Below are 13,291 nucleotides of genomic sequence, written 5' to 3' on the forward strand. Positions count from 1 at the left end.
ATCAAAGGACTTTTCTGGCTGTATCGGCCATTGCTATTTGCGGGCGTCTTTCAAAGCATCTTCCACCATTGTTAAAACGGCCTGTGCCGCTTGCGGGTCTTCGACAAAATTGAATTGATCGCCATCGATCTGGATCTTTGGACTCTCATTGTACTCTTCGTACCATTGATCGTAGCGTTTGTTCAACTCTTTGTAGTAGTCGTATAACGAAGGATCAAAGGTCAATTGTTCGTATTCCCGTCCGCGTTTTTCAATACGCTCCAACATCGTTTCAAAAGAAACGCGAATATGCACCAAAAGATCTGGATGCTTTTTGTGGGCTGCATACGGCAGCTCTTCCAACATATTGGCTAACAATTCATCATAGACTTTGACTTCGGTATCGGTTGCTCGCCCAAGGTCCGCATTTAAATGGAACAACAGTGAATCCTCATAAATGGAACGGTCCAAGACGTTATTGTCGTCTTTCATAGCTTGCTTGATACTTTCAAATCGTTTATTTAAGAAATAGATTTGCAGTAAAAACGCATATTTATTTGGATCTGCATAAAATAATGGTAACACTTCATTGTCATCGATCGATTCATAAAAGGCTTGACTGCCAAAATGATTGGCGATCAATGCGGTCAAACTTGATTTACCGGCACCAATCGTTCCTGCTAATACGATCACGCTCATATCCCCCAACTCACTCATCACTAAATATTGTATGTTGCATTTGCGATATCAACTATACAATACTATATCTTGTGCCGTCAACTGAAACTTTTGAAGCACAAATCAAGAAGTTTTTCAATAAAAGTTTAAAGATTTTTGCTTTTTTTTGAAATCTCATACGGAATGCTTAACGAAAGAGCCTTCTTCTAGTAAAATAGGAAAGGATCTTTAATTAAATTGTGTTTTTGTCAGGAGATAGTTACAATTGACTGACAAACGATAAATGAATCATGTGGGGTAAGCTCCCTAAAGAAATGAGGAAAATAATGTCAATTGGTACTGGCATAGCTACAGGAAAAATCATCTTAATGGGTGAACATTCAGTTGTTTACGGTGAACCAGCAATTGCTTTCCCTTTTGCGGGAGCAAAAGTACAAGTCGAGATCACAGCAAATGAAAAAAACACCTTGATTTCAAGTTACTATCACGGTCTGCTTGAAGAAGTCCCCAGCCACTTAAAAAATGTCAAAGACTTGCTGCATCGTCTGCAACAAGATTTCCACACGGGTCCTTTTGCAACCTCCATCGTCAGCACCATCCCTTCTGAACGGGGAATGGGTTCTAGCGCGGCGGTCGCTGTTGCACTGACTCGCGCTTTTTTTGATTGGATCAAAAAAGATTTTACAAAAGAAGAATTGATGACCTATGTCAACTTTTCTGAAAAAATCGCTCACGGCAATCCTAGCGGGATCGATGCTGCAGCAGCTAGTGGGACGGATGCCATTTACTTTATCAAAGGGCATCCCATCACTTCGTTTCCCCTCACGATCGACGGTTATTTGCTCGTCGCTGATACTGGCATCAAAGGGCAAACGAGAGAAGCTGTCAAAAGTGTCGCCCATCTTTTTGAAACCAGCAAGCAGCTGGCCAGTCAAGCGATCCAGCGTTTAGGGATCGAAACCAAAAGAGCCAAAGAGGCAATTATAGCCAATCAATTAGAAATATTAGGCGAAAGCATGAACAATGCCCATCAGGCACTGCAGCAGTTAGGGGTCAGCAATCAGCAACTGGATCAGTTGGTTTCCTCAGCATTGGCACACGGGGCTTATGGGGCGAAGCTGACCGGCGGGGGCCGAGGCGGCTGTATGATCGCACTAACCAAAACGAAGGAACAGGCTGAGAACATCAGCCGTATTTTATTGTCCGATGGCGCTCGTGCGGCATGGATACAAGGATTAGGAGTTTATGAACATGTATAAGGGAAAGGCTCGTGCCTACACGAATATCGCATTGATCAAGTATTGGGGAAAACAAGACGAAACCTTCATTTTACCGATGAACAATAGTTTGTCCCTGACCCTCGATGCTTTTTACACAGAAACAACGGTGGCTTTTTCACCCGATTTTACACAGGATCGCTTTACATTGGATGGTGTGGTGCAAACAGACGCTGCCACCAAAAAAGTTGCGGACTTTTTGGATCTGGTACGAAAAAAAGCGGACTGCCCGTGGTATGCCACGGTGGAAAGTCAAAACTTCGTCCCAACCGCTGCTGGACTTGCCTCTTCTGCCAGCGGATTAGCGGCATTGGCGGGTGCCTGTAGTGAAGCACTGGACTTAAACTTGTCGGAGCAAGCGTTATCCCGTTTGGCCCGTCGCGGTTCTGGTTCGGCTTGTCGGAGTATCTACGGCGGCTTTGCTGAATGGCATCAAGGCACCGATGAGACTTCTTTTGCCACCCAAGTGCCGTCGAATGGCTGGGAAGAAGAATTGAGTATGATCTTTATTTTGATCAACGCACAAGCCAAAGAAGTCTCCAGTCGTGAGGGCATGCGCCGAACCGTTGAAACATCGAGCTTTTATCCAGGCTGGCTTTCTGCCACTGCGAGCGATCTCGTGAAAATGAAACAAGCGATTGCCGAAAAAGACTTTACTGCTTTAGGTGAAACGACCGAGGCCAACGCCTTGAAAATGCATGGAACGACCTTAGCCGCCGAACCACCTTTTACTTATTGGTCTTCTGAATCTTTACGAGCTATGGAATGTGTCCGAATGCTGCGAAAAAAAGGATTGGCTTGCTATTTCACGATGGATGCTGGTCCCAATGTCAAAGTTTTATGCCAAAAACAAGAAGAACAAACGATTTTACGTGAATTAAGTGCTCACTTTGCCTCAGAACAATTAGTAACTGCTCATGCGGGCAAAGGATTAGCCTTTTTACCGGTGGAAGAATCTTCCCCCATCAACTAAGAAGCCATTAAGAAGCCATCGATTAGGAGTGTCGAAATGATTGAACTATCCGTTCCTGGAAAACTATTTATTGCTGGTGAATACGCCGTTGTCGAACCAGGTCATCCTGCAATCATCGTTGCCGTTGACCAATTTATCACGGTCACTGTTGAAGAGGCCCGTAAAAATGGCAGCATCCAGTCTGCCCAATACAGCGACCTGCCGATTCGCTGGACCCGTCGCAAAGGCGAATTAGTCTTAGACCACCGGGATAACCCGTTCCACTATATTTTGGCAGCCATTCGTCTGACGGAAAAATATGCCCAAGAAAAAGGCATTCCCCTTTCCTTTTACGATTTAAAAGTGACCAGTGAACTGGATAACTCGAATGGTCGCAAATATGGCCTCGGTTCCAGCGGTGCCGTGACTGTTGCCACGGTCAAAGCATTGAATCTGTACTATCAAATGGAAATGGATCGGTTGACCCAATTCAAAATTGCGGCTCTTGCCCATCTCGCTGTTCAAGGCAATGGGTCGTGCGGTGATATTGCGGCCTCTTGCTATGGCGGCTGGATCGCTTTTTCAACCTTCGATCACGACTGGGTCTTAACCAAACAAAAAGACCATACCTTAACAGAATTGATCGCTTTCGATTGGCCAGGATTATCGATCCGTCCCTTGACGGTTCCGAAATCTCTTCGACTGCTGATTGGCTGGACAGGCTCTCCTGCCTCCACCTCTGATTTAGTGGATCAAGTCTATCAATCCAAAGAAGAAAAAGAAAACGCCTATGCGGCCTTTTTAGCAGCCAGCAAAGACTGCGTCAATCGATTGATCGACGGCTTCTTAAATGAAGACAGTCGCACGATCAAAAAAATGATCATGGAAAATCGAAAGCTCCTGCGGGAGTTGTCCGCACTGACTGGTGTGCCGATTGAAACTCCAGCACTTAAAAAGCTCTGTGATCTAGCAGAAAATTATTGTGGTGCAGCCAAATCTTCCGGTGCCGGCGGCGGCGATTGCGGCATCGTGATCGTTGACCAAAAAACCGGTATTTTACCATTGATGAGTGCGTGGGAAAAAGCCGAGATCACCCCCTTGCCGCTGCATGTTTACCATTACCGGGAGGACCTATCATGAATCGAAAAGATGAACATGTTTCCTTAGCAAAAGCGTTCCATAAAGAACACAGCAACGATTTTGATGCAGTTCGCTTGGTTCACCAGTCGTTTCCACAAATTGACGTGGCTGATGTGTCAATTGCGACGACTGTCTTTGACCGCTCATTTTCCAGCCCTTTTTTCATTAATGCCATGACCGGCGGCAGTGAAAAAACCTTAAAAATCAATCAAGAGTTAGCAGAGATCGCACAAGCCTGTGAGTTGATGATGGCAACCGGCTCAGTTTCGGCTGCCTTAAAAGACCCAAGTGTCGCCGATTCTTTCCGTATCGTCCGTAAAGCCAATCCTGACGGCTTCTTATTAGCCAATATTGGCGCGGGCAGTCCCGTTGAAAATGCACAGCGGGCAGTGGAGCTCTTTGATGCCGATGCCTTGCAGATCCATCTGAATGCACCGCAAGAATTAGTGATGCCAGAAGGCGATCGTCAATTCAGCCAATGGCTGTCCTTATTGGAAAAAACGATGGCTTCTGTTGCCGTTCCGGTTGTCGTAAAAGAGGTCGGCTTTGGGATGTCCCGTGAAACGATCCAGCAGTTACTGGCGATCGGCGTACAAACGATTGATGTTGCTGGCAGCGGCGGCACAAGTTTTACTCAAATCGAAAATGCTCGTCGAAAAAAACGTGAATTGGCGTATTTAGACACCTTTGGTCAATCCACCGTGATTTCCTTGCTGGAAGCAAATGAGATCCAACAGCCCTTTACCCGCATCGCTTCAGGCGGGGTTCGGGATGCTTACGATATCTTCAAAGCACTTTGCCTTGGTGCCGATAGCGTAGGACTATCCGCCACGATCCTCGTGCTGCTTTTGTCAAAAGGCAAAGAAGAAACCATCGCCACCTTACAATCATGGAAGGAACAGCTGCAGCTGCTCTACACAATGGCAGGACAGACAAGCACCAAAGACCTTACCAAGGTTCAGCTGATTTTTTCTGGTGCTGTCAAAGAGTGGTGTGAAGCACGTCAGATTCCCTTAGCAAAGTATAGTTTGCGTTAAGCGATCCAATCGCTGACTACCACATCAAATAAGTAAAAGCAGTACAATTCGTTTTTTATTGTACTGCTTTTTTTTGTGTTCTTTTTTCTATAATAGTAAGTTTCCATTTATCATTTGGATAGTAACGTTATTTAATCGCTACTTGATAATCACTTTCATTATCAGGTACGTTGTTTTTTTACCATCTTGTTTTCGAATGTGCTATGCTCAAGTTGAGGGAGGAACAATCGATTATTTCTTGAGAAAAGGATCGGTTTTTCATTCCTAGACTACATTCAAAAGGAGGCGTTTCTTATGAGTAAATCAGAATCGTCGGCTGTTTTTTCAACGATCGCTTGTTTGCTTTTGATGGCAACTGGCTTTCTTATGGCATCTTTTTCCATTCCTTATAGCTTTGTCCCTTATCTGTTAGCGATTCTTGCTGGTGGTTGGAAACAAACCTGGGAAGGCACGCAAGAATTGGTGCACGACAAACGGTTGAACGTCGATCTATTGATGGCATTAGCCGCCATCGGTGCCTGTATCATTGGTCATTGGTTTGAAGGGGCGATGCTGACCTTTATCTTTTGTTTGAGCGGTGCCCTTGAGGAATATACGACCAACAAAAGTACGCGAGAAATCAGTTCATTAATGGCACTGCAACCAACGACTGCCTTAAAAATGATTGAAAGTGGCGAGCTCGTCGAAGTACCAGTAGAAGCCCTTCAGTTAAAAGATACGATTATGGTGGCAAAAGGCAGTGCGATCCCGATCGACGGTATCGTGATCCAAGGAAACAGCAGCGTTGATGAGGCGGCCATCAGTGGCGAATCCATTCCTGTCGAGAAACGTTTAGGCAGTGAAGTCTTTGGCGGAACCATCAACCTCGGGCAGCCATTGTACATTGAAGTTACTCAAACGAGTGAAAACACCCGCTTTGCAAAAATCATTCAATTGGTGGAAGAAGCACAGCAAATGCCAAGTCAAACGGCGACCTTGATAGAGAAAATCGAACGGATCTATGTGCCGATCGTCCTGATCGCCGTCCCGCTAATGATCGTTTTGTGTACGTTTTTCACGAATTGGGGGTTCCAAGAAAGCTTTTATCGCGGTATGGTTTTACTGGTGGTGGCATCTCCTTGTGCCTTAGTCGCCTCTGCTACTCCTGCGACCTTAGCAGCTATTTCTCACGCTGCTCGTTTGGGCGTTTTATGCAAAGGCGGACAAGCCTTAGATGCCTTTGCCAATGTAAAAGCGATCGCTTTTGACAAAACCGGAACGCTGACTCGCGGCAAACCTGCTGTCACTGATGTCCATCTGTTGCTGGATGAACCCTTTATTCCCCAACTGATCGTCGGGATGGAAAAACAATCAAATCACCCATTGGCTGAAGCGATCTTGGCGTATTTTCATGATGAAAAGCCGTTGGAATTAGCCGTGGAAGAACAAGCGGGGGTCGGTCTAGCCGCCACTTACCAAGCTGCCCATTGGACGATTGGAAAAGAAGTCGATCTAACCTCTGTTGCTGCCAGTGAGCAAACCCGCATCCACGAATTGAAAGCAGCTGGAAAAACCTTGATTTATATCAATCGTGACCGTGTGTTAGCAGGGTATTTAGCGCTATTGGATCAGCCCCGTCCTGAAGCTCGTGAGAGTCTTGCCTACTTCAATGAGCAGGGGATTCACACGACGATGCTGACGGGTGATCATTTAGGTACTGCTAAAGTGATCGCAGCAGAAATCGGCTTGTCTGACTACGAAAGTGATTGCCTGCCTGATGAGAAAACCACTCGGATCAAAGAAATGAAAGAAACCTACAAAATCAATGCGATGGTCGGTGATGGGATCAATGATGCCCCCGCCTTAGCGACCGCAAGTGTGGGGATCGCGATGGGCGAAGGAACCGACGTCGCAATGGATGTGGCGGACATCGTCTTGATGAAAAATGATTTGCTGCGCTTGGTCGACAGTCACCGTTTGGCTAAAAAATTACAGCGGATCATCAAACAAAACATCGTCTTTTCTATCAGCGTCATCTTGTTGCTGATCGCTTCAAACTTCCTTGAATTTCTCACGCTGCCTCTAGGGGTCGTGGGTCATGAAGGAAGCACGATCTTAGTTATCTTAAACGGGTTGCGTATGCTTTTGCCATTACACAAAGAAACACCCCAGCAAGCCAAACCAACTCGCAAAGATTGTGATGATTGCGTCTTGTATCAACAGTCTTTGCATACGTGATCACTACTTGCATTAGAAAAACGCCCGTTGTTGGCACTTCACTAGAAGTCCATCAACGGGCGTTTTGCTGTTTTTCCTATTTATGCGTGATTGGCAAGTTGTTCCGTGTAGAGTTTGCCATCGTACATCTTAAAGAATGGATAATAGCAGAGAATGGAAACCCCTAAGTTGATCAAAGCGATCAGGATGGCTCGGAAATCACCACCGGTTCCTAAAAACGCCCCAATTCCGACTGGCGAGATCCAAGGAATCCCAGTAATGACTTTATCGACAAAGCCAAATGAGCTAGCAAAGTAAGCAATCGTGACGTTGATCAAAGGGGTTATGATAAAGGGGATGATCAAATACGGATTGTAGACGATCGGTGCCCCGAAGATCACTGGTTCATTGATATTAAAAAGCCCTGGTAAGATCGCTGCTTTTCCTAAGACTTTGAGCTGTTGTGATTTTGCCACAAACAGCATCAATAAAACCAATCCAAGCGTACTTCCTGCGCCGCCCATAAAAATATACATGTTCACGAAATCCCCAGCAAAAATATTATTGGCACCATCGATATTTTCTGTTAGAGCCACCAACAGGATGGGATTGATGAAACTATTTTTAATAACAGCCGTCCCATGAACCCCCACTGCCCATAAGAGATGGATAAGGAGCATAATCACGATGATTCCTAACCAAGAACCCGTCAACTCTTTCACGAATTCAAATGGTTTGGACAGCAATCCGTGAAGATCCGTGTGGAAAACCGCCAGTACCCCGTTGATCGCCACCATCAAAAAGGCGATCAAAATCGCTGGGATCAATGACGCAAATGCCTTGCTGACTCCATCGGGAACTCCTTCAGGCATCTGGATGGTGATCTTTCTTCTTACACAAAAACGATAGACCGCCGTAGCAAGCACTGCGGTGATGATCCCAATAAAGATGCCTACCCCGCTAAAGCGTGTGATCCAACCGCCTATGGCGATTCCATTGTAAACAATGGCAGTTTCGCTTTCTGACTGCAGCAATTGAGCTGCACCATCTGTGATATCGACTTGGACGATCGTCATTAAAAAGGCAAACAAGCTTAATAACGCCCCTACAAAACTGCTCATAGTCAAATGATCTTCTTTATGATAAATCTCAGTTAAATAATACCCTGTTGCTAAACAATAAAAAACAGCAATCGAGCCGACAGACATCGTGGTCACGACACTATAAAGCGGTGAAAATCGTAAAATCGTTTGTTCGAAAAAGCCAGCCAGTGGTGGAATGATCTGCGGTAAATTATTGATGATCAAAAAGATCGATCCGACGATCGTAAAAGGGACCGTAATGATCCCTGCTTGCATGATTGCGCGAATAAAGCGTAAATTCGCCAACTTATTCAAAGGCGGCATCAAACGCGTTTCTAAAAAGGTAAAAACACTTGTCATCGTTACTCCTCCAACGAAGGGATCGCCCCTTCTTCAATCAGCTTTTGATACCAATAAAAGCTGTCTTTTCTCACTCGTTTTTGTTCTTTTTCCTGTGCATCATTGCGATCCACGTAAATGAAGCCATACCGTTTTCGAATCCCCTCATGTACACTGATCAAATCAATGGCAGACCACGGACTGTATCCGATCAGATCCACCCCAGCATTGATCGCGGCTAAGCATTGGCTGATATGCTGCGACAAATAATCGATACGGTACGGATCATGAACCGTGCCATCTGCTTCTAGATGATCTTCTGCCCCTAAGCCGTTTTCGGTAATGATGATCGGCAAGTAGTAACGATCATAAAGAGTCTGCAACGTCGTTTTCAGCCCCAAGGGATCGATGGTCCAATTGAAGGCATTTTTCTTCAAGAACGTATTGGTGAACCCTTTGTAAAAACCACGCTCCATAATGTCTTCACTTTGCTGATCGCTGATACCGTTTTTCATATCCCCGGCTTCCGTCGGCTGCTCCACTGTCACTGTGGTGTAGAAGTTCATCGCGACAAAGTCAGGCAGCGCCCGTTTCATCAACGCCTCATCCTCCGGACCAAAGTCAATCGTGAGCCCGTTTTGGTTCAAATAATCTTGAAAGACCGTGTTGTAACGACCGAAGCAGGCAAAATCAAGGTAAGCCCAGTTCCGGACACTGTTGAAGTACAACGCTGCTTGGTTGTCTTCTGGTCGACTAGTCGCCGCATAGACCAACGAAATATTCGGCACCGGTCCGATTTTGCCATTTGGAACGATTTCATGACACGCTTCGAAGGCATATTTTTCAGCGATCATCAGGTGATGAAATTGCTGGTATTTTTCTGATAATGGAATCTTTTTCCCTAATATTTTTTGATCCACCAGCAGCATGATATTTGGTTCATTGATCGTCAGCCAATGCGTCACTCGATCCCCATAGGCTGTAAACAGCGTTTTGGCATATGCGGCAAATGCCTCAACGGTGCTGCGTTTTGTCCAGCCGCCTTCTTCTTCCAATGCTTGCGGCAAGTCAAAATGGTTCAGCGTCACAAAGGGCTGAATCCCGTGTTTCAGCAATTCATCAATGACATCGCTGTAATGATCCAAGCCTTTTTGATTAATAGTACCGCGCCCTTCTGGGAAAATTCGCGACCAAGCGATCGAAAAGCGGAAAATTTTGATCCCCATTTCTGCTAACAAGGCGATATCCTCTTTGTACTTGTGGTAATGGTCGACAGCCACTGTAAAATCTGCGATCTCATGGTTGTCTCTTGGACGAGTATCTTGGACACTCAGTCCCTTACCGTCGGTTTGATACGCCCCTTCGGTTTGGTGCGCGGAAATCGATGCTCCCCACAAAAAATCGGTTGGAAATGTTTGTTTCATATCGTACTCCTTATCCTAAATAAGATGCGTTTGACATCTTAGAATTATTGCTTGCATAGCAAAGACAATATTCTGAATTATCTCTTATTTTTCGCGGTAACGCAAAAAATAACTCCTGTCAAGTAAGACCCTCTTGAAGAGCTGCTACTTAGACACAAAAAAAGCAAAGTCCAGTTTCCTAGACTTTGCTTATGATTTAGAAGTAGCAGCTTATTTTTTCTCTGCTTTGTCTTCGTTCAATAGTGCTTTTCTTGAAAGGTTCACACGACCTTGTTTGTCGATTTCTGTAACCTTCACTAAGATTTCGTCGCCTTCTTTGACAACGTCTTCCACTTTGTTGACCCGTTCGTTCGCAAGTTGTGAAATATGAACTAAGCCGTCTTTGCCTTTGATCAAGTTGACAAACGCACCAAATTTTTCAATACGGACAACTTTCCCAAGGTACACTTCGCCAACTTTTACTTCTTTCGTCAATTCTTCAATGATCTTGATGGCTTTTTGGATCATTTCTGCATCAGCAGAAGCAATCGAAACTTTTCCGTCTTGATCGATATCGATTTTCACGCCAGTTTCATCAATGATGCCATTGATGGTGTCGCCGCCTTTACCGATTACATCTTTGATCTTCGCAGGATCGATTTGGATCATTTCGATCTTCGGTGCGTATTGGCTTAACTCTTCACGAGGAGCAGCCAATGTTGATGTCAATTCATTTAAGATTTCCATCCGTGCTTTTTTCGCTTGATCTAATGCTTCTGTCAAGATTTGTTCAGTGATTCCTTGGATCTTGATATCCATTTGTAACGCAGTGATCCCATCTTTGGTTCCAGCAACTTTAAAGTCCATATCGCCAAGGTGATCTTCTAAGCCTTGGATATCCGTTAAGATCGTGTAGTTTTTACCATCAGATACAAGTCCCATTGCGATACCTGCAACTGGTGCTTTGATTGGTACCCCTGCATCCATCAATGCTAAGGTTCCTGCACAAATACTTGCTTGAGAAGAAGAACCATTTGATTCTAATACTTCTGCAACAAGACGGATTGTGTAAGGGAAGTCTGTTTCATCAGGAATCACTTGTGCTAAGGCACGTTCGCCTAATGCACCATGACCGATTTCACGACGTCCTGGTGAGCCAGCACGACCAGTCGAACCAACAGAAAATTGAGGGAAGTTGTAATGGTGGATGAATCGTTTTGATTCTTCAACCCCTAATCCATCAATGATTTGGTGTTCACCTAAAGGTGCTAACGTACACGCAGACAACGCTTGGGTTTGTCCCCGAGTAAATAGACCAGAACCATGAACACGTGGCAATAAGCCAACTTCTGATGCCAATGGACGGATTTCGTCTAATTGACGGCCATCCGGACGAATCTTGTCGATGGTGATCAATTCGCGAACCACATCTTTTTCAAGATCTTCTGCGATTTGTTTCACTTCTTTCAAGAATTGTGCTTCCTCTTCATGTCCAGCAAATTTTTCTGCATACACTTCTTTCACTGTGTCTTTGACTTTATCGATCTCGTCTTCACGAGCCAATTTTTCTTCCGTCATAACAGCAGTTTTCATTGTTTGGTAGTAGCCGTCGAAAATTTCTTTTTTCAAGTCAGCATCTACTTGTAACAATTTGACTTCCATTTTTGGTTTGCCCACAGCTGCGACAACTTCTTCTTGGAAGGCAACCAATTCTTTGATAGCATCAAAGCCGAATAATAACGCACCTAACATGTCTTCTTCAGAAACTTCTTTCGCTCCTGATTCAACCATGTTGATGGCTTTTTTCGTTCCAGCTACTGTCAATTCGATATCGGTTTGTTCTGCTTGTTCTACTGTTGGATTCAAGACATATTCGCCATTGACCCGACCGACATCGACACCAGCGATCGGTCCGTCAAACGGGATATCTGAAATAGATAACGCTAAAGAAGAACCTAACATTGCTGCCATTGCAGGCGTACAATCTTGTTCAACGCTCATTACGATGTTTGTAACTTGTACTTCATTACGGAAGCCTTCCGCAAACATTGGACGGATCGGACGGTCGATCAAGCGGGCAGTCAAGGTTGCTTCCGTACTTGGACGTCCTTCACGTTTGATAAAGCCACCAGGTACTTTCCCTACGGCATACATTTTTTCTTCGTAATTGATCGTTAATGGGAAAAAGTCGGTATCTTTTGCTTCCTTAGATGCAACCGCTGCACTTAGGACAACCGTGTCGCCATAACGAACCAATACAGCTCCGTTTGCTTGCTTGGCTAATTGGCCAACTTCTACTTCTAATGGGCGGCCGCCCCAAGTTGTTTTGAATACTTGTTTTTCTGTCATGTTCTGCTCCTTTTCATCGGATCCCAGCAAGTCACTACTAAACAAATGAAAAAATCGGAATGGCGTTCCGCTGCTTTCATTTGGTTAGTAGGATGCTGCTTACAAGGACCCAAAATTCTTTTTGGCTGCGCTTTTTGATTCACCAGTCAAAAGGCCGCTATTTTGGTGTTTCACTTTTTAGATGGCTCGAGCTTACCTGTCAGACTGCATCAGCTGTTTTAGCCGACAATGCAGTCGCAGTGATTCCGCTGCTTGGTCACTACCCTCGCTGCTCTCGCCTAGTAGGTTTCATCATCTGCTCTGTGCGGCTTGCGCCGCTCAGTCGCAGTGATTCCGCTGCTTGGTCACTACGCTCGCTGCTCTCGCCTAGTACTATTCATCATCTGCTCTGTGCGGCTTGCGCCGCTCAGTCGCAGTAATTCATAGCAAAAAAGTGAGATTCGGGTTGAACCTCACTTTTCTTTGTTTGATTAACGACGTAATCCTAAAGCTTGGATTAATTCGCGGTAACGTTGTACGTCTTTTTGACGTAGGTAAGCTAATAAGTTACGACGATGTCCAACTTTTTTCATCAACCCACGGTATGAATGGTGGTCTTTTTTGTGCATACGTGCATGTTCGTTCAAATGGTTGATTTCTTCTGTTAAAACAGCGATTTGAACTTCTGGAGAACCAGTATCTCCTTCATGACGTGCAAATTTGTTGATGATTTCGTTTTTGCGTTCTTTTGAAATTGCCATGTTTTTCACCTCTTTTTCTTTTTCCCCTGCGACTGAGTAAAACGTTGGTGATTCGTTAAACCAAGTAACAGGTACTGTGCTTTTCACACGTAATTACTTTACTTGATTCTAAGTAAAAA

At 44.8% G+C, this 13,291-nt stretch carries 10 protein-coding genes; 5 read left to right on the forward strand and 5 right to left on the reverse strand.

What is annotated here, in order from left to right:
- Positions 1–33: 33 nt before the first annotated feature.
- A complete protein-coding gene (locus IGK14_RS14180; RefSeq protein ID WP_010749130.1) occupies positions 34–678 on the reverse strand; it encodes a deoxynucleoside kinase in 645 nt (214 codons plus the stop codon).
- 305 nt (positions 679–983) lie between these two features.
- Here IGK14_RS14180 and mvk point away from each other — a divergent pair, with 305 nt between their 5' ends.
- The 5 genes from mvk to IGK14_RS14205 all read left to right on the forward strand — a co-directional run bounded on the left by mvk (position 984) and on the right by IGK14_RS14205 (position 7,280).
- Complete coding sequence (mvk, locus tag IGK14_RS14185) at positions 984–1,916, forward strand: mevalonate kinase (RefSeq protein ID WP_010749129.1); 933 nt, start codon at positions 984–986, stop codon at positions 1,914–1,916.
- Positions 1,909–2,907: a diphosphomevalonate decarboxylase gene (gene mvaD / locus IGK14_RS14190; RefSeq protein WP_005228088.1), complete on the forward strand. Its 999-nt coding sequence runs from the start codon at positions 1,909–1,911 to the stop codon at positions 2,905–2,907. Before mvk ends, mvaD begins: the two co-directional genes overlap by 8 nt.
- A gap of 36 nt (positions 2,908–2,943) precedes the next feature.
- Positions 2,944–4,026, forward strand: coding sequence for a phosphomevalonate kinase (locus tag IGK14_RS14195; protein WP_428210809.1), 1,083 nt, complete (start codon positions 2,944–2,946; stop codon positions 4,024–4,026).
- Positions 4,023–5,063, forward strand: a complete 1,041-nt coding sequence (gene fni / locus IGK14_RS14200; protein ID WP_010749127.1) for a type 2 isopentenyl-diphosphate Delta-isomerase — start codon at positions 4,023–4,025, stop codon at positions 5,061–5,063. Before IGK14_RS14195 ends, fni begins: the two co-directional genes overlap by 4 nt.
- A gap of 294 nt (positions 5,064–5,357) precedes the next feature.
- Entirely contained in the window at positions 5,358–7,280 is a 1,923-nt protein-coding gene (locus IGK14_RS14205) for a heavy metal translocating P-type ATPase (protein WP_010749126.1), read from the forward strand.
- 80 nt (positions 7,281–7,360) lie between these two features.
- Here the strand turns inward: IGK14_RS14205 and celB are convergent, their stop codons facing one another.
- From celB to rpsO, 4 genes are all read right to left on the reverse strand, one after another.
- Positions 7,361–8,701 carry a PTS cellobiose transporter subunit IIC gene (gene celB, locus IGK14_RS14210; protein WP_010749125.1) on the reverse strand — a complete coding sequence of 447 codons (1,341 nt, stop codon included), beginning with the start codon at positions 8,699–8,701 and terminating at the stop codon, positions 7,361–7,363.
- A 2-nt stretch (positions 8,702–8,703) separates the two neighbouring features.
- Positions 8,704–10,104, reverse strand: a complete 1,401-nt coding sequence (locus IGK14_RS14215) for a glycoside hydrolase family 1 protein (protein WP_010749124.1) — start codon at positions 10,102–10,104, stop codon at positions 8,704–8,706.
- A 210-nt stretch (positions 10,105–10,314) separates the two neighbouring features.
- Positions 10,315–12,432: a polyribonucleotide nucleotidyltransferase gene (pnp, locus tag IGK14_RS14220; RefSeq protein ID WP_010749123.1), complete on the reverse strand. Its 2,118-nt coding sequence runs from the start codon at positions 12,430–12,432 to the stop codon at positions 10,315–10,317.
- Between the two features lie 470 nt (positions 12,433–12,902).
- Complete coding sequence (gene rpsO, locus IGK14_RS14225; protein ID WP_005228072.1) at positions 12,903–13,172, reverse strand: 30S ribosomal protein S15; 270 nt, start codon at positions 13,170–13,172, stop codon at positions 12,903–12,905.
- Positions 13,173–13,291: the final 119 nt, after the last annotated feature.

The organism is Enterococcus sp. DIV0970a (assembly GCF_051711265.1).
GTDB classification, from domain to species: Bacteria; Bacillota; Bacilli; order Lactobacillales; family Enterococcaceae; genus Enterococcus_D; species Enterococcus_D casseliflavus.

What these genes read in the sequence shown, in the direction of transcription:
- mvaD (WP_005228088.1), top strand. Translation starts at nt 1,909, where the DNA reads ATGTATAAGGGAAAGGCTCGTGCCTACACGAATATCGCATTGATCAAG.
- rpsO (WP_005228072.1), bottom strand. Translation starts at nt 13,172, where the DNA reads ATGGCAATTTCAAAAGAACGCAAAAACGAAATCATCAACAAATTTGCA.
- IGK14_RS14205 (WP_010749126.1), top strand. Translation starts at nt 5,358, where the DNA reads ATGAGTAAATCAGAATCGTCGGCTGTTTTTTCAACGATCGCTTGTTTG.
- IGK14_RS14195 (WP_428210809.1), top strand. Translation starts at nt 2,944, where the DNA reads ATGATTGAACTATCCGTTCCTGGAAAACTATTTATTGCTGGTGAATAC.
- IGK14_RS14180 (WP_010749130.1), bottom strand. Translation starts at nt 678, where the DNA reads ATGAGCGTGATCGTATTAGCAGGAACGATTGGTGCCGGTAAATCAAGT.
- celB (WP_010749125.1), bottom strand. Translation starts at nt 8,701, where the DNA reads ATGACAAGTGTTTTTACCTTTTTAGAAACGCGTTTGATGCCGCCTTTG.
- pnp (WP_010749123.1), bottom strand. Translation starts at nt 12,432, where the DNA reads ATGACAGAAAAACAAGTATTCAAAACAACTTGGGGCGGCCGCCCATTA.
- fni (WP_010749127.1), top strand. Translation starts at nt 4,023, where the DNA reads ATGAATCGAAAAGATGAACATGTTTCCTTAGCAAAAGCGTTCCATAAA.
- IGK14_RS14215 (WP_010749124.1), bottom strand. Translation starts at nt 10,104, where the DNA reads ATGAAACAAACATTTCCAACCGATTTTTTGTGGGGAGCATCGATTTCC.
- mvk (WP_010749129.1), top strand. Translation starts at nt 984, where the DNA reads ATGTCAATTGGTACTGGCATAGCTACAGGAAAAATCATCTTAATGGGT.